The organism is Burkholderia sp. BCC1208 (genome assembly GCF_902833095.1).
Lineage (GTDB): Bacteria > Pseudomonadota > Gammaproteobacteria > Burkholderiales > Burkholderiaceae > Burkholderia.
Genome location: NZ_CADFDY010000003.1, coordinates 141265 through 160090 on the forward strand (window position 1 = coordinate 141265; position 18826 = coordinate 160090).

Genomic DNA, 18826 nt, shown 5'->3' on the forward strand with positions numbered 1-18826 from the left:
ATCGACCGGCCGCGCCGGCACGGTCGGTGCGTTCGTTCGTGCCGATCGTGCGGGTTTGCATGGGTCCCGCGGGCGCCGGCCGCAGCCGGAAAACAGGCGAATCGTCCTATCCGTGCCGCCACCGCGCTGGCAGAGTGAACGGGTCATTCCCACCCATCCGGAGTCCGGCGTGTCCGACCTCAACCCATCCCGCACGCTCATCTATCGCACGTTCGCCGAAACCGACCTGCCCGCCGCCCATCGACTGTCGGAAGCGGTCAAGTGGCCGCACCGGCTCGACGACTGGCGCTTCGTCTTCCGGCTCGGCAGCGGCTTCGTCGCCGAAGACGAAAGCGGCGTCGTCGGTACCGCGTTCGGCTGGCGCTTCGGCGAATCGCACGCGTCGCTCGGCATGGTCATCGTGTCTCCCGAGCGTCAGGGCCGCGGCATCGGGCGCGAGCTGCTCGCGCGCGTCGTCGACAGCCTCGGGGCGCGCACGATCTTCCTGCATGCGACGCCGTCCGGCGAACCGCTCTACGTGAAGTTCGGCTTCGAGGCGATCGGCACCATCGATCAGCACCAGGGCGCCGCCTTCCAGCCGCCGCTGATCTCGCTGCCGCCCGGCGAGCGCCTGCGCCCGCTCGGCACCAACGACGGGCCGCGCCTCGCCGCGCTCGCGTCGCGCGCGGCCGGTTACGAACGCGGTGCGGTGATCGAAGCGTTGCTTGACGTTGCGAACGGGATCGCGCTCGACCGCGACGGCGAGCTGCTCGGCTTCGCGCTGTTCCGCCGGTTCGGCCGCGGCCACGTGATCGGCCCCGTGATCGCGCCGGATGCGCTGCGCGCGCAAGCGCTGATCAGCCACTGGCTCGCGCTGCACGAGGGCATGTTCGTGCGGCTGGACGTGCCCGGCGACAGCGGGCTGTCCGACTGGCTGCAGGGGCTCGGGCTGCCGCGCGTCGACACCGTCGTCGCGATGGCGCGCGGCACGGCGCCTGAGCGCGACCCGACGCTGCGCGCGTTCGCGATCGTGAACCAGGCGCTCGGCTGAGCGGCACGCACGATGAGCTTTCTCTACAAGGCCGACCCGGTGCGCGGCGCGCAGTGGGCGGCGCGCTTCGCGCAACAGGCGCCCGATCTGCCGTTCCGGATCTGGCCAGACCTCGGCGACGCCGAAGCCGTCCGCTATCTCGCCGCGTGGCAGCCGCCGGACGATCCGGTCGCGCTGCTGCCGAATCTCGAAGTCGTGTTCTCGGTCGGCGCCGGCATCGACCAGTTCGACCTGTCGCGCGTGCCCGCGCACATCCCGGTCGTGCGGATGATCGAGCCGGGCATCGTCGAAGGGATGGTCGAATACGTGACGCAGGCCGTGCTGACGATCCATCGCGACCTGTTCGACTATGCGGCCCAGCAGCGTGACCGGACGTGGCGCGAGCGGCCCGTGCGCGCGGCCGCGTCGCGGCGCGTCGGCGTGCTCGGGCTCGGCACGCTCGGCCAGGCGGTGCTCGACACGCTGCGGCGCTTCGGTTTCCCGTGCGCCGGCTGGAGCCGCACGCCGCGCACGCTCGACGGCGTCGACTGCCATGCAGGCGACGCGGCGCTCGACGCGTTCCTCGCCCGCACCGACATCCTGATCTGCCTGCTGCCACTGACCGACGGCACGCGCGGCCTGCTCGGCGCGCGCGTGTTCGACGCGCTGCCGGCCGGCGCGTCGCTCGTGCAGGTCGGGCGCGGCCCGCAGCTCGATTCGGCGGCGCTGCTCGCCGCGCTCGCGAGCGGCCGCATCGACAGCGCGATCCTCGACGTGACGGATCCCGAACCGCTGCCGGCCGGACATCCGTTCTGGACGCATCCGCGCATTCGCATCACGCCGCACATCGCCAGCGCGACGCGGCCCGACACCGCGGTCGACGCGGTGCTCGCGAACCTCGCTCGCCATCGCGCGGGCCAGCCGATGATCGGCGTCGTCGATCGCGCACGCGGCTACTGACGTGTATGCCCGGCCCGCCGGACACGCAGCAGAAAATGCCGAAGCGCCCCGCACAAACGCCGCGCGCATACGTTTCGGACCGCAAATTGAAGACGCATGCGAATGTCTCGCCCGGTAGCATGAACTCACCGCTGACACCTGACGAGAGTCCCGCCCTCCCATGAACCAAGCCGCGCTGATCGAAGCCGATCGTCAACACCTGATCCACCCCGTCGTCAATTACCGTGCGCACGAGGCGCGCGGCGTCACCGTGCTGGAATCCGCGGACGGCGTGTTCCTGCGCGACGCCGCGGGCCACACGCTACTCGACGCGTTCTCGGGCCTGTGGTGCGTGAACGTCGGCTACGGCCGCGACAGCATCGTGAAAGCCGCCGCCGACCAGATGGCGAAGCTGCCTTACGCGACCGGTTATTTCCATTTCGGCTCGCAGCCGGCGATCGAACTCGCCGAACGGCTCGCCGCGCTCGCCCCGCCGTCGCTGAACCGCGTGTACTTCACGCTCGGCGGCTCGGACGCGGTCGACTCGGCGGTGCGTTTCATCACGCACTATTTCAACGCCACCGGCCGCCCGTCGAAAAAGCAGATGATCGCGCTCGAACGCGGCTATCACGGCTCGTCGTCGATCGGCGCCGGCCTCACCGCGCTGCCGGCGTTCCACCGTCATTTCGACCTGCCGCGCGCGGACCAGCACCATATTCCGTCGCCCTACCCGTACCGCCATCCGCTCGGCGACGATCCGCAGGCGCTGATCGCCGCGTCGGTCGCCGCGCTCGAAGCGAAGGTCGCCGAACTCGGCGCGGACAACGTCGCCGCCTTCTTCTGCGAACCGGTGCAGGGTTCCGGCGGCGTGATCGTGCCGCCGGCCGGCTGGCTGAAGGCGATGCGCGACGCGTGCCGGCGCCTCGGCATCCTGTTCGTCGCCGACGAGGTGATCACCGGCTTCGGCCGCACGGGCCCGCTGTTCGCATGCGAGGCCGAGCAGGTCGATCCGGACCTGATGACCGTCGCGAAAGGCCTGACCGCCGGCTATGCGCCGATGGGCGCGGTGCTGATGTCCGACGAGATCTACGAAGGGATCGCGGGCCAGCACGCCGATGCGCCCGTGGTCGGCCACGGCTATACGTATTCCGCGCACCCGGTCAGCGCGGCGATCGGCCTCGAGGTGCTGAAGCTCTATCACGAAGGCGGGTTGCTCGCGAACGGCCAGGCGATGGCGCCGCGCTTCGCCGCGGGGCTCGACGCACTGCGCGCGCATCCGCTCGTCGGCGACGCACGTTCGGTCGGCCTGCTCGGCGCACTCGAACTGGTGACCGACAAGACCCGCAAGACGCGCTTCGACGCGGCGCTGAACGTGCCGGACAGGATCGCGGCCGCCGCGTACGCGAACGGCGTGGTGTTTCGCGCGTTCGGCGACGGCGTGCTCGGCTTCGCGCCGGCCCTGAGTTTCACCGCGGGCGAGTTCGACCTGCTGTTCGAACGCTTGCGCAAGACGCTCGACGACGTGCTGGCCGACCCGGGCGTGCAGCGTGCGCTCGACGCCGCGCACGCGCAGCCGGCCTGACAGGCCAAGGGAAAGCCGGGCTTGTGGCCGCCATCGTTCGACTCTAAAGTAACCGGACATTCCATTTTTGCCCTTTCACGTGAACATGACGGACAGCAAGCTGGATCGCATCGACCTGCGCATCCTCTCCCAGTTGCAAAAGCGCGGCCGCATGACCAACGTCGAGCTGGCCGATGCGGTCGGGCTGTCGCCCAGTCCATGCCTGATCCGCGTGAAGCGGCTCGAGAAGGCCGGCTACATCGGCGGCTACGGCGCGCACATCCAGCTCGAGAAACTCGGCGACGTGCAGGTCGTGTTTACGGAGGTCACGCTGGCCGACCACCGGCGCGAGGATTTCGAGCGTTTCGTCGCGGCGATCCGCAACGTCGACGAGATCGTCGAATGCCACCTCGCGAGCGGCGGCTACGACTACCTGCTGAAGTTCATCACGCGCAGCGTGAGCCATTACCAGACGATCGTCGAAGGGCTGCTCGAGCAGAACATCGGCATCGAGAAGTATTTCAGTTACGTGATCATCAAGTCGCCGTTCGTCAAACGGCACTACCCGCTCGAATCGCTGTTCGGCGAACGCCACTGATACTCGGCGTGCGTCGCTCCGTCACGCGGCAGCCGGCTGTCCGCGTGGGCGGAGTCGCGCCCGCGCCGCGCCGCCGTCGTCGCCGAACCGCTTCATTCAAGGACCTGTCATGCCGCTTACGCTGTCCCGAACCGAACTCGTTCGCACCGCCAATCTGATCGACGGCGCCTGGCGCGATGCGCTCGACGGCCGCCGCTTCGCCGTCACCGATCCGGCCACGCTCGAGACCGTTGCCCACGCACCCGACAGCGGCGCCGCCGACGCACGCGCGGCAACCGACACCGCGGCACGCGCGCTGCCCGCATGGCGCGCGACGCCCGCGCGCGAACGGGCCGCGATCCTGCGTGCATGGCATGCGGCGATCATCGCCCACACCGACGATCTGGCGAAGCTGATGTCGCGCGAACAGGGCAAGCCGCTTGCCGAAGCGCGCGGCGAAGTCGCGTACGGTGCGTCGTACGTGCTGTGGTTCGCGGAGGAAGCGACGCGCACGTACGGCGACCTGATCCCGCAGCAGCAGCGCGGCAAGCGGCTGAGTGCGGTGAAGGAACCGATCGGCGTCGTCGCCGCGATCACGCCGTGGAATTTTCCGCTCGCGATGATCGCGCGCAAGATCGCTCCCGCGCTCGCGGCCGGCTGCACGGTCGTCGCGAAGCCGGCGGAGGACACGCCGCTGACCGCGCTCGCGCTCGCGTTTCTCGCGCAGGAAGCCGGCGTGCCGCCCGGCGTGCTGAACCTGATCGCCGCGTCGCGCGAACGCGGCATCGACGCCGCCGCCGACTGGCTCGCCGACGGCCGCGTGCGCAAGATCACGTTCACCGGCTCGACGCCCGTCGGCAAGCTGCTCGCGCGCGAATCCGCGGCGACGTTGAAGAAGCTGTCGCTGGAGCTCGGCGGCAATGCGCCGTTCATCGTGTTCGACGACGCCGAGCTCGATGCCGCGGTCGACGGGCTGATGGCCGCCAAGTTCCGCAACGGCGGGCAAACGTGCGTGTCGCCGAATCGCGTGTACGTGCAGGCCGGCGTCTACGACGCATTCGCCGCGAAGCTCGCGGCGCGCGTCGCCGCGCTGAAGGTCGCGCCGGCGACCGACCCGGCCGCGCAGATCGGCCCGATGATCAACGCGCGTGCGGTCGACAAGATCGCGCGCCACGTCGGCGATGCCGTCGAACGCGGCGCACGCGTGCTGACGGGCGGCCAGCGCCTGACCGAACTCGGGCCGAACTATTACGCGCCGACGGTGCTCGCCGACGCCACCGCCGACATGCGGCTCACCTGCGAGGAAACCTTCGGCCCGGTCGCCGCGCTGTTTCGCTTCGAGTCCGAGGACGACGCCGTCGACGCCGCGAACGACACGCCGTTCGGACTCGCCGCCTATTTCTACACGCAGGACGTGCGGCGCATCGCGCGCGTGTCGGCGCGGCTCGAAACGGGGATCGTCGGGATCAACGAAGGCGCGCTCGCGAGCGAGGCCGCGCCGTTCGGCGGCGTGAAGGAATCGGGCTATGGTCGCGAGGGCTCGCGCTACGGCCTCGACGATTATCTGTCGATCAAGTATCTGTGCCAAGGCGGGCTCGACTGAACCGGTGTCGCCGCGCGTTCGATTTCCCGTCGGGCGTGCCGCTCCCGCCGGCATGCCTTACGGATTCGGGCGCGACGAAGCGGTCGGTGCTGACGTCATGCCGAATCGCGCGTGCCCGCCGCGCCATCCGCGGCGCGACCGCAGCCACGGCCCCGGCCCCGGGTAAAAACGCATTGCCAACCGGAATTTGTGTGCGCATTGTCGGCGGACGCCTCCTCCATCGCCCCGCTCGCCATGCATTCCGCTCCGCAGCCGCTCGCCGCAGGCCTCGCCGACACCGCGCCCGACGCGCTGCCGTTGATCCGGCGCTTCTCCAGCGAGGACGTCGATACCCACGCGGAATGCACGCACGGCTGGTCGATCCGGCTCGATCAGCTGTCGCCGGGGCCGTTCCATGGAACGCTGCACGAAATCCGCTTCGACGGCATGCAATTGCTGCGCGAACGCGTGAACCGCGCGCTGCTCAAGCGCGGCGACCAGTGCGCCGGCAAGACGTCGTTCAGCATCCCGCTGGAAACCGCCGGCGCCGGCTTCTGCGGCGGCGCGCCGCTGCGCGACAAGGCGTTGCTCGTCTCCGGCGGCACGTCGCTGCCGGAGTTGCGCACGCCCGACCATCAGGACGTCGTGCTGTTGACGGTGCCCAGCGACACGCTGCACCGGTTGGCGTGGCTCGGCGATCGGGACAATGATGGCGACGGCGTATCGTCGAGCGAAACCAGCATCCTGCGGGTGCCCGCCGCGCGCCACGACGCGCTGACAGCGTTGCTGATGGCCGGCTTCGGGGCGGCCGATACGCCGGAGCGCCCGCTCGCGCGGCCGCAAACGCGCAAGACGCTGCACGACGCCATTCTGGTCGAACTCGTGCACGCGATGGAGGCGGCCGGCCGCCCCGTCCGGCTCGATCCGTCCGCGCGTCGCCGCGTCGTCGATCGCGTGCGCGAACTCGTCGCGTCGCGGCCCGGTGTGGCGCTGACGGTGCTCGACGTGTGTCGCGAAGTCGGTGCGAGCCGGCGCAAACTGCAGTATTGCTTCGAGGAAATCCTCGGCACGCACCCCGCGTGGTACCTGCGCGTGCTGCGGCTGAACGCGGTGCGCCGCGAGCTGCGCGAGCATTCTCCCGCAAGCGCATCGGTCAGCGACGTCGCGTGCCGCTGGGGTTTCTGGCACCTGAGCCGGTTCGCGTCGCACTACCGGGAACTGTTCGGGGAACTGCCGTCCGACACGCTCAAACGCCCGTCACGATAATTACCAAAAGCGGATAACGCCCCGGATTTTGACGTTCCTAGACTCCGTACACATTTCAACTGTACGGGGAACGGCACGATGGAAATCCTCAGACGTCCGCACGGCGTGCGGCGCTGCCGCACACGCACCACCGCCGTCGCGATCGGCGCATTGGCGGCCACGCTCGCATGCCAGAACGCCCGGGCGCTCGAAAGCGACGGCCCGATCACGCCGTTCGGCGTATTCGATTTCGGCGCGGGCATCATGCCGCCGCCCACGCCGAACGGCACGCTCGCCACGCGCTTCGCGTACTACTCGACCCGCACGATCCGCAACGGCGGCAACGCCGACTTCTCGCTGACGGTCGCGTCGTGGAGCGTCGCGTATATCCGGATGACGAACGCGAAACTGTTCGGCGCGAACGTCGGCTTCGGCGCGGTCGTGCCGTTCCTGAACCTGAACGGACACGTGAACGTGCCGACGCCCGCGGGCACGCTCGCGATGTCCGCCGATCCGACCAACATCGGCGATGCGGACTTCCAGCCGCTGATCCTCGCGTGGACATCGCCGAATCTGTACGTCAACGTCGCCCTGCAGGTGCAAGCGCCGACGGGCGCGTATCGCGCCACCCGTCTCTTCAATCCCGGCGTCAATCACTGGACCTTCTCGCCGATCGTCGGCGCGACCTACATCACCGACGGCGGCTTCGAAATCTCGACCAGCATCGAGATCGATCAGAACACGACGAACCATGCAACGAACTATCGCAGCGGCACCGGATTCCGCCAGGAATTCGCGCTCGGCCAGCACGTCGGCGCGTTCACGGTGGGCCTGGGCGGCTACCTCGAGCGGCAGTTGAGCAACGACCACGGCCCGACCATCGACGGCAACCGCGCGCGCGTGAACGCGCTCGGCCCGGCGATCAGCTACGTCGAGCCCGGCAAGCCCGCCGTCTGGCTGCATGCCTACAAGGAATTCGGCGCGCAAAACCGCGCGCAGGGTTACCAGATCGCGCTACGTGCCGCGCTGTCGTTCTGATGTTCCGATTCGGGAGCTGTCGATGAATCCGCTTTCTTCAACGCAATCCGCGCCGCCCTGTACGCGTGCCGCCCGACAGGCCGGCGCAAGCCAGGGTGCCGTGCTGCTGCTCGGCAGCAGTCTCACGGTGATGGGCGCGGTCATGATCGCGCCGGTCCTGCCAAAACTCGCGGCCGAATTCGTGCCGGCCGACCCGCGGCTGGCCGCGCTCGTTCCGCTCGTCGCGACGGGCCCCGCCCTCGCGATCGCGCTGTGCGCGCCGCTCGCCGGCTGGCTGGCCGATCGCGTCGGACGCAAGATGCTGCTGTTGCTCGCGACGCTCGTGTACGGGCTGGTCGGCGCCGCGCCGGCGTGGCTCGACAGCCTCACCGCGATCCTCGTCTGCCGGTTCGCGCTCGGCGCGGCCGAAGCGTGCGTGATGACGTGCTGCACGACGCTGATCGGCGATTACTGGCATGGCGAGCAACGGGTGCGCTACGTGAACCGGCAGGTCGTCACGATCGGTATCGTCGGCACGGTGTTTTTCGTGCTCGGCGGCGCGGCCGGCGAGCACGCGTGGCGCTATCCGTTCTATCTCTATCTGTTGCCGATCCTGCTGCTGCCGGCGATTGCGACCGTGCTGTGGGAACCGCTGCGCGAGGGTCAGCCCGCGCAGCCGGCCGACCACGGCACGCCGCCGGCCCATGGAACGCTCGGGCGGACGCTCGCGGTCGGCTACGTGCTGATCTGCATCGGCATGATCAGCTCGTTCGTGGTGCCGGTGCAGATGCCTCAGTTGATGGTCGACATCGGCCAGCGATCGTCGACGATGATCGGCGCGGTAGCGGGCGTCGGCCTGCTGTCGACGCTGGCCGGTTCGATCGCGTGGCCATGGTTGCGCGACGCGATCGGCCGCCGCTTCGTCAACGTCGTGCTCCTTGCGCTGCTCGCGGCGGGCCTGACGCTGCTGGCCCGCGCGCATACGGTGCCGGCCATCGTCGTGGCGGTCGTGATTCACGGCTTCGGCGGCGGCATGCTGGTGCCCAACGCCATCCTGCCGCTGATGCGCACGCTGTCGCTCGCGATGCGCGGCCGCGGCCTGGGCGGTTTCACGGCCGCGCTCTATCTGGGTCAGTTCGTCAGCCCGCTCGTCGTGCTGGGCTGCGCGCACGCATTCGGCGGGCTACGCGCGGCGGTGTTCGCGATTGCGGCAGGCACGGCCGTCGCGGCGTTGTCGTGGTCGTTACCGGCGTGTCGCCGCCGCGACGACGAATGACCCATTCATGTTTTCCTGTTCCTGAACGATAAACCCATGAAAGACTTTCAGACGCTCATCGCCACGCACGACGGCATCGCGCTCGCGGCGCTCGTTCGAGCCAAAGAAGTGAAACCGACCGAATTGCTGGACGCCGTGCTCGCCAGTCTCGACGCGCTCGACCCCACGCTGAATGCCGTGGCGGAACGCCTCGACGACACGGCAAGACAGGCCGCGTCGTCCGTCACCGGGCACGAAAGCGTGCTCGCCGGCGTCCCGACGCTGATCAAGGACCTGTTCATGCCGGTGCGCGGTGCGCGGATGTCGAACGGATCGTTCCTGTTCGGCGACTACCGGCCCGACTTCGACGGCGAACTCGTGGCCCGCCTGCGGCGCGCGGGCATACCGATCGCGGGCACGTCGCTGTCGCCGGAGCTGGGCACGTCGTATTGCACGTCGTCGGCACGCTTCGGCATCACGCGCAACCCCTGGAATCCGCAGGTGAGCGCCGGCGGATCGAGCGGCGCGGCGGCGGCGCTCGTCGCCGCTCGCGTGCTCCCGTTCGCGCACGGCAACGACGGCGGCGGCTCGCTGCGGGTACCCGCGTCCTGCTGCGGCGTGTTCGGATTGAAGCCGACGCGCGGCCGAACGCCGAATGGCCCGATGATCGGCGAGGGATGGGCCGGCATGGGCATCAACCACGCGATCACGCGCTCGGTTCGCGACAGCGCCGCCCTGCTCGACCTGACCGCCGGCGCCGATACCGGTGCGCCGTATGCGGCGCCGCATCAGGCCGACACGTTTCTCGCGGCCACGCAGCACGATCCCCGGCCGCTGAGAATCGCCGTGATCGAGCAAGCGCCGCCCTGGCCGCTTCATCCGGCATGCCGGGCTGCACTGGAACATACCGTCGCGTTGCTGCGCTCGCTCGGACACGACGTCGAGCCGCTCGGCAGTCCCGTCGATTCGGCCGCTTTCTATGGCCACGTGTTCACGATCATCGGCGCGCAAACGCGCGCGCTGCTCGACACGATCGGCACCCAGCGACGCGCGCCGGTGCGCGACGACGAAATCGAGGCGCGCACCCGCATCATCCTGCGCGAAAAAGGCAACGTGAGCGGCGCCGAATACGCGGGCGCGGTCGACTGGATCCATGCGTTGGGCAGGACGTTCGGCCGGCTGATGGAACGCTACGACGTGTTGCTGACGCCGACGCTCGCGATGCCGCCGCTGCCGCCGGCCGCACTCGCGACGGTGGACGCCGCGCAATCGTTGAGCGACGTCATCGATCGGTCGCACCGGTTTTCGCCGTTCACCGCGTGGTTCAACGCGACCGGCCAGCCGGCGATGTCGGTGCCGCTTTACTGGGACGAGCAAGGCTTGCCGATCGGCAGCCATTTCGCGGGGGCCTTCGGCGCGGAGTCGCTGTTGTTCTCGCTCGCCGCCCAGCTCGAACGCGCCGCACCGTGGGCCGAGCGTGCCCCGCTGGTTCGCGTCGGGCCGTCGGGTGCGTGAATGGTCCGGCGGCAGGCGACGGGATGGCGGCACCCAGGTTGATCGTCGCGTGCCGCGCGTGCCACGATCATCGGCGCCCGGCGCAGCCGGTGCACCAGCCGCGCGAACGCGAATCCGCGTCTCGGATCGCGTCAGAGCAGCCCCAGCGCCGACGCCTTGAGGGTCGCCGCGGCGCGTGTCGAACATTCGAGCTTGCGAAACGCCTTTTCGACATGGGTTCGCACCGTGCTCGGACTCATCGCGAGCGCCTGCGCGACCTGCTTGTTGCTCGCGCCGCGGGAAATCGCCCGCAGGACGTCGATTTCCCGCGCGGACAGGCGCGGGCCAGCGGGCGACGGACGCGTGACGGTGCGCCGAAGCGCGGGCGCCCCATTCGTCACGAGCGCGGCCACCACTTCGCCGCATAGCCGGCCGCGCGCCGCTTCTTCCTGCAACTGGCCGGCGGCGGCCGCATCGCTCAGCGCCGCGCGCCACGGGCGCGCCGAGCGCAACGCGACCCATGCCAGCGACGCCGCCAGCACGCGCGCTTCCAGCGTCAGCGCCGCGTCACGCACGCCGCGAAAATAGCCCGAGCCGTCCTGCCGTTCGTAGGCATACGAAGCAAGCACCGCGGCTTCGCCGAGCGCGCCGGTCTGCCTGCCGGCGCGTTCGGTCCAGTACGGCACGAGCCGCACCTTTTCCCATGCGCTCGCAGGCAGCCGCGCCGGCAGATTCCACACGTCGTTCGGCACCGCGGCCCTGCCGATGCCATGGATCAGCCCCGCGCGGTACACGCGTTCGCGCGCTGCCTCGTCCGACGAGAGACGGCCGTAACAGGCGGCCGCCGTCGCGGCGACCGCACGCGAAAAACCCGTCATCCACGGCAGTTTCAGATCGATGACGTCCGCAATCAATTCAGCGGACGTCGCGCCCTGCATGTCCGGCGTGGCCAATGCGGCGTCCAGTTCGGCGGACGTCATGTGCTCGAGCGCCGCCAGCCAGCGCGTTGCGTCGCGCGCAGCCGTGTCGACGAGCACGGCCGGATAGCGTGCCCCCGCCCGTTGCCCGATCAATTCGAGGGCCCGCTCGACGCCGTACGTGCGGCTGAACACGTCGAGATCGCCCGCAAGCGCGACGATCGACACGGCGGCCGGCACCTCTTCCCGCGCGAGCCGTGCGGGCAGCCCGTTGCCGTCCCAGCTTTCGAAAATATGCCGCAGCGCGGTTTCCGTCGCGTGGGGCAGACCGAGTATTCGTGCAACCTCGCCCGAGACTTCGCAATGAATCTGCGCGAGCGGGATCATCGCGACGCCCGCGCCGCCGATCGCTTCGGCGATGCCGGACCGGCTCTCGAGCATCGCGGCGCGGATCGCGACGTCGTCGCCGAATACCTGCGCGAAACCCGCCGCGTTCGCCGTGCAGCCCGACCAGCGCAACAGCGCCACCTCGCGCGCCGTGTCGCACACCGATGCATCGAATCGTGCCGCGTGCGCGAGCCGTGACGCCAGCCAGCCGGTGCGCGGCGAATGGTCGGTCGGCTGCCCCATGCTGAGATCGCCGATGAAGGCCAGCGCGCGTACGGCGTCGAATATGCGCAGCGGGGCGTGACGGGCTTCGGCGTCGGACATCGGGTGGGCAGAGACATTCGCGAGGACGGGAAAACGATCATACGCGACGGCGTCGTGTCATGCACGAGCATGCGCGTGGCGGCTCACCGTGGCCACGCCGGCGCGAGGTTGGCCCGCATCGGCGCAGACGGCCGGCGGACTTCGCCATCGGACATCTGACCGATAGCGGGAGGCCTGGACGATTGCGATACTCGGCGCACTGGAGATTCGGTCGGCGCCACATCGGCATCCGCATGGCGGACACCTTGCGCACCGGCCGCAACGACGATTCGATGTAAGAAGGAGTGCAAATGGTTGATCGTTACCCCGAATTCCGTGCCCTTGCCGACGAACCATGGCTGAAGCGGTACTACTTTTCCAGGGCGATATTCTCGCTGATCTGGGTCGCACTGGCGTTTTCCGTCGGCCGGCAAAGCGCGGCCGGCGCGGCGGTCCTGCTGGTCGTTTATCCGGCCTGGGATGCACTCGCCAATTTCGTCGACCTGTCCCGCAGCGGCGGGACGGCGGCAAACCGCACGCAGGCGATCAACGTCGCGATCAGCGCCGTCACGACACTGGCGGTATTTCCGGCGTTGAATGCGGGCACGCACGCGGTACTCGCGGTGTTCGGCGTCTGGGCGATTCTCTCCGGCGCGCTGCAGCTCGGCACCGCCGTCCGGCGCTGGAAGCATGCCGGCGCCCAGTGGGTGATGATACTGAGCGGTGCGCAATCGGCGTTGGCTGGGTTGTTCTTCATTTTGCAAAGCCACGCGCCAATGCCGCCGGCGATCGTGAAGATCGCAGGCTATGCGGGAGTGGGTGCGCTTTATTTCCTGATATCCGCCATCTGGCTGCAGGTGCGGGGGATGCGGCGTAGGGTGTCGTGAGCCTTCGGTCGAAATGAAGATGTCACGCGACAAGCCACCTTCGCTGTGCTTGCGGTCAGGACCCTTACATTTTTTCCTTCATACCCGAATTGATCAGCCACCAGTTGACGGGATAGCTGGTGGCGAATCCTGCAAGCATCGCGAGCTGCATGGCGAACCAGAATTCGGGGCTCGCAACTTTCGCGATACCGCCGTAAGCCGGCTTGAACCACAGGAACTGGATGATGGCCATAACGCCGTACATGCCGACCTGCCACGCGGTAATCGACGCGATATCCGCTCTGACGGCCGCAATCAAACCTGCGCGTGCCGAGAGCCCCCGCATCGGTTTGATAGTGAAGTACTGAAAAACGATGCCGAACAGAAAGGCGACGATGAAATCGGGGATCCAGACAGCAAACGTTTTTTCATCAAACACCGTGTGCCACCCGAACCAGACTGCCAAGGCGGGGAAGGCAAAAGCCGACCACTCGACAACGATGTCTCCGAGCGTACAGCCCGCGCCGCAGTGACTCGTGCCTTTCATCACCATCGCGACGAACGGCTGCTCGTCGACCTCGTGTCCCGCGTCAGTGACATTCCGTCCCCACACGTAGTAGGCGGCAACCCACAAGACCGTCCCGAACAACGCCGTCAGGGGCCAGACGACGTTCATGATCCACATCTTCTGAGGGTGTCGAGCTTCGTCAACGACGATTGCAACGGCACAGGCCGCACCCAAAATGATCGATGTGACCGATAGCGTATGCAGCCAAGGTGGAAAGGTTCCGTAAATCATCGATATTCCTGCTGGCGAGTCAAATGCCAAACACCCAGCAAGGCACGTTCCGTTCGCCGGATGAAGCTTTCCGTCGTCAGGTCCGCCGATTCACTTGGCCGAGTGTCGTCTCTTGGCCGGAAGTCGCCGGTCGGCACCCGGTGCGGCCGACCGGCGACTTCCGACCCGAAGCGGTCTGTCGAGCGAACGCGCGCTCAGTGGCTGCTCACGGACTCAAACGGGCAACCGTCTTTACACCGACGGTACAACGGCTTCTTGACAATGTCCGACATTCGGGCGGTGGCGTGGCTTGCTCATCGTGGCTAGCTGACAACCGTAACGCGGGGCCAGCGGTCGCAGTATTTTTTTGCTCGATCCGTCTACGGTATGTCTCGATGCTGACGCGCGTCGGGTTGCGTCGTATAACCATAGAAAAAAGATCGTCGACGCCGTGCGGCGCGCAAACATCAATTGTCCCATCCTGGAGAAGGGATAATCCGACTGCCGTCGCGTACTCCGGCCACGATGCGATAGCTTCTGCCAAGGAAGTCAATGGTGGCACCGGGTGGCCGAATACACTCTCAAACCATAGATGAACAGCCGCTTGGTTGGTGACTTCCCAGGGAATCTCAGGACACCTTGCGGCGAGTCGCTGTTGAATCTCCGCGTCGCGAGTTGAAGACAGATCGGACGAGTCGAAATACGCCACATCGACATCTGGTAGGTATGTTGGAGTCTCATATCCGTGGAGTGAATCCCACACCAGATTGCGAATCGCTCCTCCACCGATGCACCACGAATCCAGCTGCATCTCGCGTACCGCCGATAATGCAGACATACACCAAGTGGAACGACTGGCTATTCCAATCAGTTTTTCATAAGAGTTCATGTAAATCTTCGCTCCAAACTTAGGGGAGTGCTGGCATTTTTGGCAATTCCGGTGGCACCGCATGGAACAAGTTCTCGGGTAATATCGCGAGAATGTATTTGCTGTGGGGTGCCGAAAATCTCGGTTTCGTCGTCACTCAACGATCGACTCGCCGCATCGGCGCACGAGGGGCCACACGATGCGGTAACACCCGAGTATGTACAAGTGTCAACTGCTCCAGTTAGAGCCTCAGTGTCTGCTTAATGACATCCCACTGTGTCGACAGGTCGGCATTGCGTTTTTTGAAAATTCGGTCAGAAAGTGTTACTCCCGCCATGGCCTTTCCAGACTCGTATGAGTTCAGGCCACCAATCGTCTCGGCGGTGAAAGTCGGATCTGTTGGATTGTGGAGAAACAAGTCGTGAAGCTGTTTATAAATTGATTCGCAGCGACTGCGAAACCATTCTAGTCGTAGATAACGCACTATGACTTGCTCACCAAACACGGTAGCAGCAGCAATCGCCCCAAATGCAAGATCGTCCTCTCTCATCAAAAAAATAAATATCAGGAGCGCAACTCCGGCGCGGAACCGTTCAAACCTGAGCATTGATTTAGAGATTTCCTTGCTAAAGAACGCGTTTTCTAGCGCCATTGCCGCCAACCTTCTGTGGCCAGCCGGCATTTGATTATTGTAGTATCCGACAGTCGTCTCATGCGACAACGCTACTCCAAAGCTCTGAGATATCAAGTCAGCGGATCTTGCGGCTAATGCACGGGGTTGAAGATAGAGTCTGACTGCGGTGCCGATGATAAACGCCAGAACCGCTGCAATGACCAGACCCATTTGCAGCCTATCGTACAACTGCGCGTGGGTGGCTCGGTCAACGAGAATCAGGGTCGCCGACAGCCCAGTTGTGATCCAGAACAGCCACTCACCGAAGGCTTCGCCGATTTCGACGGGGCGATAGTACGTAGCGCGAATAGGGTCGTGACGCTGATTGTTAGCCATAAGAAGGATAGGGATCTCCGAAAATCGCTCGCCATTCGGCTATTGCAAACTCGTGGTTGCCGAGAAAACCATTCAGCCACGCCGAGTTTGCGTGGGTGCACGCGCTACGAAGTCTGTCGGAGAGTCCAATCCGATCTTGCGCCGTTAGGTAATCGTCGATGCGCGCCCCGTCGTAATGCACGGCTGTCAAAACACTGCCATGTACTGCATCAAAAAATCTGTGAAGGGCGAGCGGCAGGCTGCTGCAATCGCCTATTCCGAGAAACAGCACCGCAAGCGCCTCAATGTGGAAGCTTCGCAATATATCTCCGTGCTTCCAATTCCAGTACTTCATCATCTTTATGGCGCGCCGAAAATATTTACCATATGCAGCCGCAGCTTGCTCGACGCGTGCCGTATGTAGCTTCGGCATCGAGCGGATCCATGTCTCCGTGTTCATGTCGGGCACGTTCAGATACTGCGCATCTTCATATCGCTGACCATCGTGACTTGTGAAATACACGGGAACGACGTCGACGTCAGGAAAAGCAGTGTAGCGAAGCGTCACCGCTTGTCCGTTGCGCCTAACGCGCTCCTTGCCCGATAGCGCGGTTCGGATATCAAGTAATACTTGCGAGGGAAGACGGCCGGCGCAGTGCTTCCCATAGTGGAGGACGACAAAGATGTCCATGTCAGCACGGCCATGAAGCGCTGTGTATTTGGGGATTGAGCCGCCAGCGAAAGCATCGATCAAGTGGAATCGATTACCGAGTAGATTGAAAATGTGATCCCGGCGCGCCGACGCTAACGCGCGGAAGTCGCCTGAAAGATTGATCTCGTCGTAAAACTCCGCGAATGCTCCGTCTACGGTGTATGCCACGTAGAGCCCCCGATTTGTTGTCGGAAGATTATAAGCCCGCAGGATCGTCATTGCACTTGGACTGGCACGACGTTGGTGGCCGCTTAGTGCGGTGCAGCTGACGTTCCAGTGCCAGTCTGAAGCGGCTGCGAACGACTGGAACTAGCCGAATGCCGCCCCACGCGTTCAGCTATAACCAACCCGCAGAAGACGCCAGCCATTCCCAAAACCGGCCTTTGGGACCGCTTGACGCCCCCGTCTCGACCTGCATCCCTCTACCGCCTGCGCAACGCCTGAGCCAGTGCGTCCCCCGCAGCCAGAATATGCGAGGACAAGGCCGCACACGCTGCGTCCACATCCCCATCACGTATCGCCCGGACGATGTTCCGATGCTCGTCGTTCGAGCGATCGTGCCAGTCAAGTTGCTGCCACGTCGCGTACAAATGCCGTGCGCTTGCGCGATGCATGTCGCCAATCGCGTCGACGAGCCGCGGCATCCCGCACCGCGCGGTCAGTGCGCGATGAAATCTCAGGTTCAGCGTACCCAGCACGGCTATACCATGCGCCGCCGCCTCCTGATCGAGGATCGCATCGAGTTCCTCCAGCGCACGTGCGTCGAGAGCGGAAATCGCCTCGCGCAGCGCCAGCCCCTCGAAAGCAGCACGCATCTTTGCCATTTCAAGCACGTCCGCCGGCTCGAGCGGCGCCGCCCGCACGCCTCGCCGCGGTTCCACCACGGCCAGCCCCTGCGCTTCCAGGCGTCTGAACGCCTCGCGTACCGGCACATGACTCGCCCCGAACTCCGCCGCGATGTGGTCCTGACGCAGCCACTCCCCCGGCGCGATGACGCCCGAGATGATGCGGTCCCCCAGCGCGACGGCGATCCGATCGGCCAGCGAGCGATCCTCCTTGACTTCAAAGTTCATGCCGACCACCATGCATATATTATCTATTAAATTGTAACAAAATCGGAGGCTCGATGCGCCACCACCGTCCTGCACGCCTGCAGCACATTGCCGGCATCGGCGTCGATCGCATGGGTTCGATCGCCGATCATGCCGACGTCGACCTTTTGCGACTCGAGAATCTCGATACCGACATCCCACCCACTTCCGAGGCGCTCGCCTTCACCCGCGAGGCAATCCAGCGAGACGCGGCCAACTCCTATTTGCCATTCGTCGGCCAGGATCGGCTACGCGCGAGCGCTGCCGCCCACGTGTCGGGGCTTTCGGGGCAATGCTTCACGGCCGACCAGGTGGTGGTGTCGGCGGGCGGACTCTCCGGCATTCTGAACACGCTGCTCGCCACCGTCGAGACCGGCGACGAAGTCATCGTCACCGATCCGACGTACGCAGGCCTGCTGAACCGCGTCCGCCTTGCGGGCGGCGTGCCCAGGCAAGTACCGTTCGCCTTCGCGCCGGGCGGCGAGTGGAAGCTGGATCAGACCGCGCTGCGGGCAGCGATCGGTCCGCAAACACGGGCCATGCTGCTGATGTCTCCGTCGATGCCTTCGGGCGGGTTCTTCGATGCGTCCGACTGGCAACTGATCGCGAGCCTGTGTGTGCAGAACGATCTGCTGCTGATCCTCGACAGCGCGATGGAACGGCTGCTCTTCGATGGACGCACGGTCATCCATCCCGCCGGCCTGCCCGGCATGGCCGAGCGTACGGTCACGGTCGGCGCCGCGTCGAAAGAGCTGCGCATGATTGGCTGGCGCGTCGGCTGGATCGTCGCGCCGGAATGGCTGATTCCCGATCTTGTGGCCGTGTCGCTCGCCAATGTCGTGGTGCCGGTCGGCATTGCCCAGGAGGCCGCGGCGGTTGCGCTCGAACATTCTGCATCCGATCTGCCTGGCTACGTGAGCGAACTCGAGAGGCGCCGGGATACGGTCGCCGCCGAACTGTCAGGTCTTCCGTTCGGCATGCCGGCGGGCGGCTGGTCGATGCTGCTGCGGGTGTCCGATTTCGGCCTGACCGGATCGCAGATGTCGGAGCGGTTGCTGCGCCGTGGCGTATGTGCGACGGCCATGACCGGATGGGGCGTCGCACACGGCGAGCAGTACGTCCGATTCGTGTACTCGAACGAACCGGTCGAGCGGTTGCGCACGCTCGGGGACAAAGTACGCTTCGCCCTGGAAGACGCATGACGGTCGCCCACGAGAAAACTGAGTCGCGCGCAGGG

17 protein-coding genes are annotated in these 18826 nt (G+C 66.1%); 11 read left to right on the top strand and 6 right to left on the bottom strand.

Annotated elements, in window-relative coordinates; translation table 11 throughout:
- The first annotated feature begins 169 nt into the window (after window positions 1-169).
- The 9 genes from HWX09_RS08310 (at window position 170) to HWX09_RS08350 (ending at window position 10700) form a co-directional block, all read left to right on the top strand.
- The gene (locus tag HWX09_RS08310; protein ID WP_027786614.1) at window positions 170-1030 is read left to right on the top strand and encodes a GNAT family N-acetyltransferase; all 861 of its coding nucleotides are present in this window, start codon (window positions 170-172) and stop codon (window positions 1028-1030) included.
- A gap of 12 nt (window positions 1031-1042) precedes the next feature.
- Window positions 1043-1969, top strand: coding sequence for a glyoxylate/hydroxypyruvate reductase A (locus tag HWX09_RS08315; RefSeq protein ID WP_027786613.1), 927 nt, complete (start codon window positions 1043-1045; stop codon window positions 1967-1969).
- A gap of 160 nt (window positions 1970-2129) precedes the next feature.
- A complete protein-coding gene (locus HWX09_RS08320) occupies window positions 2130-3530 on the top strand; it encodes an aspartate aminotransferase family protein (protein WP_027786612.1) in 1401 nt (466 codons plus the stop codon).
- Between the two features lie 85 nt (window positions 3531-3615).
- The gene (locus tag HWX09_RS08325) at window positions 3616-4107 is read left to right on the top strand and encodes a winged helix-turn-helix transcriptional regulator (protein ID WP_027786611.1); all 492 of its coding nucleotides are present in this window, start codon (window positions 3616-3618) and stop codon (window positions 4105-4107) included.
- Window positions 4108-4216: 109 nt separating this feature from the next.
- Window positions 4217-5689: an NAD-dependent succinate-semialdehyde dehydrogenase gene (locus HWX09_RS08330; protein ID WP_027786610.1), complete on the top strand. Its 1473-nt coding sequence runs from the start codon at window positions 4217-4219 to the stop codon at window positions 5687-5689.
- A 234-nt stretch (window positions 5690-5923) separates the two neighbouring features.
- Window positions 5924-6934: a helix-turn-helix domain-containing protein gene (locus tag HWX09_RS08335; protein WP_034185530.1), complete on the top strand. Its 1011-nt coding sequence runs from the start codon at window positions 5924-5926 to the stop codon at window positions 6932-6934.
- 78 nt (window positions 6935-7012) lie between these two features.
- The gene (locus HWX09_RS08340; protein ID WP_027786608.1) at window positions 7013-7951 is read left to right on the top strand and encodes a transporter; all 939 of its coding nucleotides are present in this window, start codon (window positions 7013-7015) and stop codon (window positions 7949-7951) included.
- A gap of 22 nt (window positions 7952-7973) precedes the next feature.
- Window positions 7974-9206 (top strand): MFS transporter, encoded by a 1233-nt coding sequence (locus HWX09_RS08345; RefSeq protein ID WP_027786607.1) that lies wholly within the window; start codon window positions 7974-7976, stop codon window positions 9204-9206.
- Window positions 9207-9242: 36 nt separating this feature from the next.
- Window positions 9243-10700 (top strand): amidase, encoded by a 1458-nt coding sequence (locus HWX09_RS08350; protein ID WP_027786606.1) that lies wholly within the window; start codon window positions 9243-9245, stop codon window positions 10698-10700.
- A 131-nt stretch (window positions 10701-10831) separates the two neighbouring features.
- On the opposite strand, the gene HWX09_RS08355 is transcribed toward HWX09_RS08350, so the two are convergent.
- Window positions 10832-12307: an HD domain-containing phosphohydrolase gene (locus HWX09_RS08355; RefSeq protein WP_027786605.1), complete on the bottom strand. Its 1476-nt coding sequence runs from the start codon at window positions 12305-12307 to the stop codon at window positions 10832-10834.
- Between the two features lie 290 nt (window positions 12308-12597).
- Between HWX09_RS08355 and HWX09_RS08360 the strand changes: the two genes are divergently transcribed.
- Window positions 12598-13173, top strand: coding sequence for a DUF308 domain-containing protein (locus HWX09_RS08360; RefSeq protein ID WP_027786604.1), 576 nt, complete (start codon window positions 12598-12600; stop codon window positions 13171-13173).
- A gap of 64 nt (window positions 13174-13237) precedes the next feature.
- On the opposite strand, the gene HWX09_RS08365 is transcribed toward HWX09_RS08360, so the two are convergent.
- The 5 genes from HWX09_RS08365 to HWX09_RS08385 form a co-directional block, all read right to left on the bottom strand.
- The gene (locus HWX09_RS08365; protein WP_027786603.1) at window positions 13238-13951 is read right to left on the bottom strand and encodes a DUF4396 domain-containing protein; all 714 of its coding nucleotides are present in this window, start codon (window positions 13949-13951) and stop codon (window positions 13238-13240) included.
- Window positions 13952-14156: 205 nt separating this feature from the next.
- A complete protein-coding gene (locus tag HWX09_RS08370) occupies window positions 14157-14819 on the bottom strand; it encodes a nucleotidyltransferase family protein (RefSeq protein WP_227789464.1) in 663 nt (220 codons plus the stop codon).
- A gap of 220 nt (window positions 14820-15039) precedes the next feature.
- Window positions 15040-15807 (bottom strand): DUF4149 domain-containing protein, encoded by a 768-nt coding sequence (locus HWX09_RS08375; RefSeq protein WP_027786602.1) that lies wholly within the window; start codon window positions 15805-15807, stop codon window positions 15040-15042.
- A complete protein-coding gene (locus tag HWX09_RS08380) occupies window positions 15800-16717 on the bottom strand; it encodes a nucleotidyltransferase (RefSeq protein ID WP_089502469.1) in 918 nt (305 codons plus the stop codon). Before HWX09_RS08380 ends, HWX09_RS08375 begins: the two co-directional genes overlap by 8 nt.
- Before the next feature lie 203 nt (window positions 16718-16920).
- The gene (locus HWX09_RS08385) at window positions 16921-17571 is read right to left on the bottom strand and encodes a GntR family transcriptional regulator (protein WP_227789465.1); all 651 of its coding nucleotides are present in this window, start codon (window positions 17569-17571) and stop codon (window positions 16921-16923) included.
- A gap of 53 nt (window positions 17572-17624) precedes the next feature.
- Between HWX09_RS08385 and HWX09_RS08390 the strand changes: the two genes are divergently transcribed.
- On the top strand, window positions 17625-18791 hold the full coding sequence (locus HWX09_RS08390; protein ID WP_027786599.1) for a pyridoxal phosphate-dependent aminotransferase: 1167 nt from the start codon (window positions 17625-17627) through the stop codon (window positions 18789-18791).
- Window positions 18792-18826: the final 35 nt, after the last annotated feature.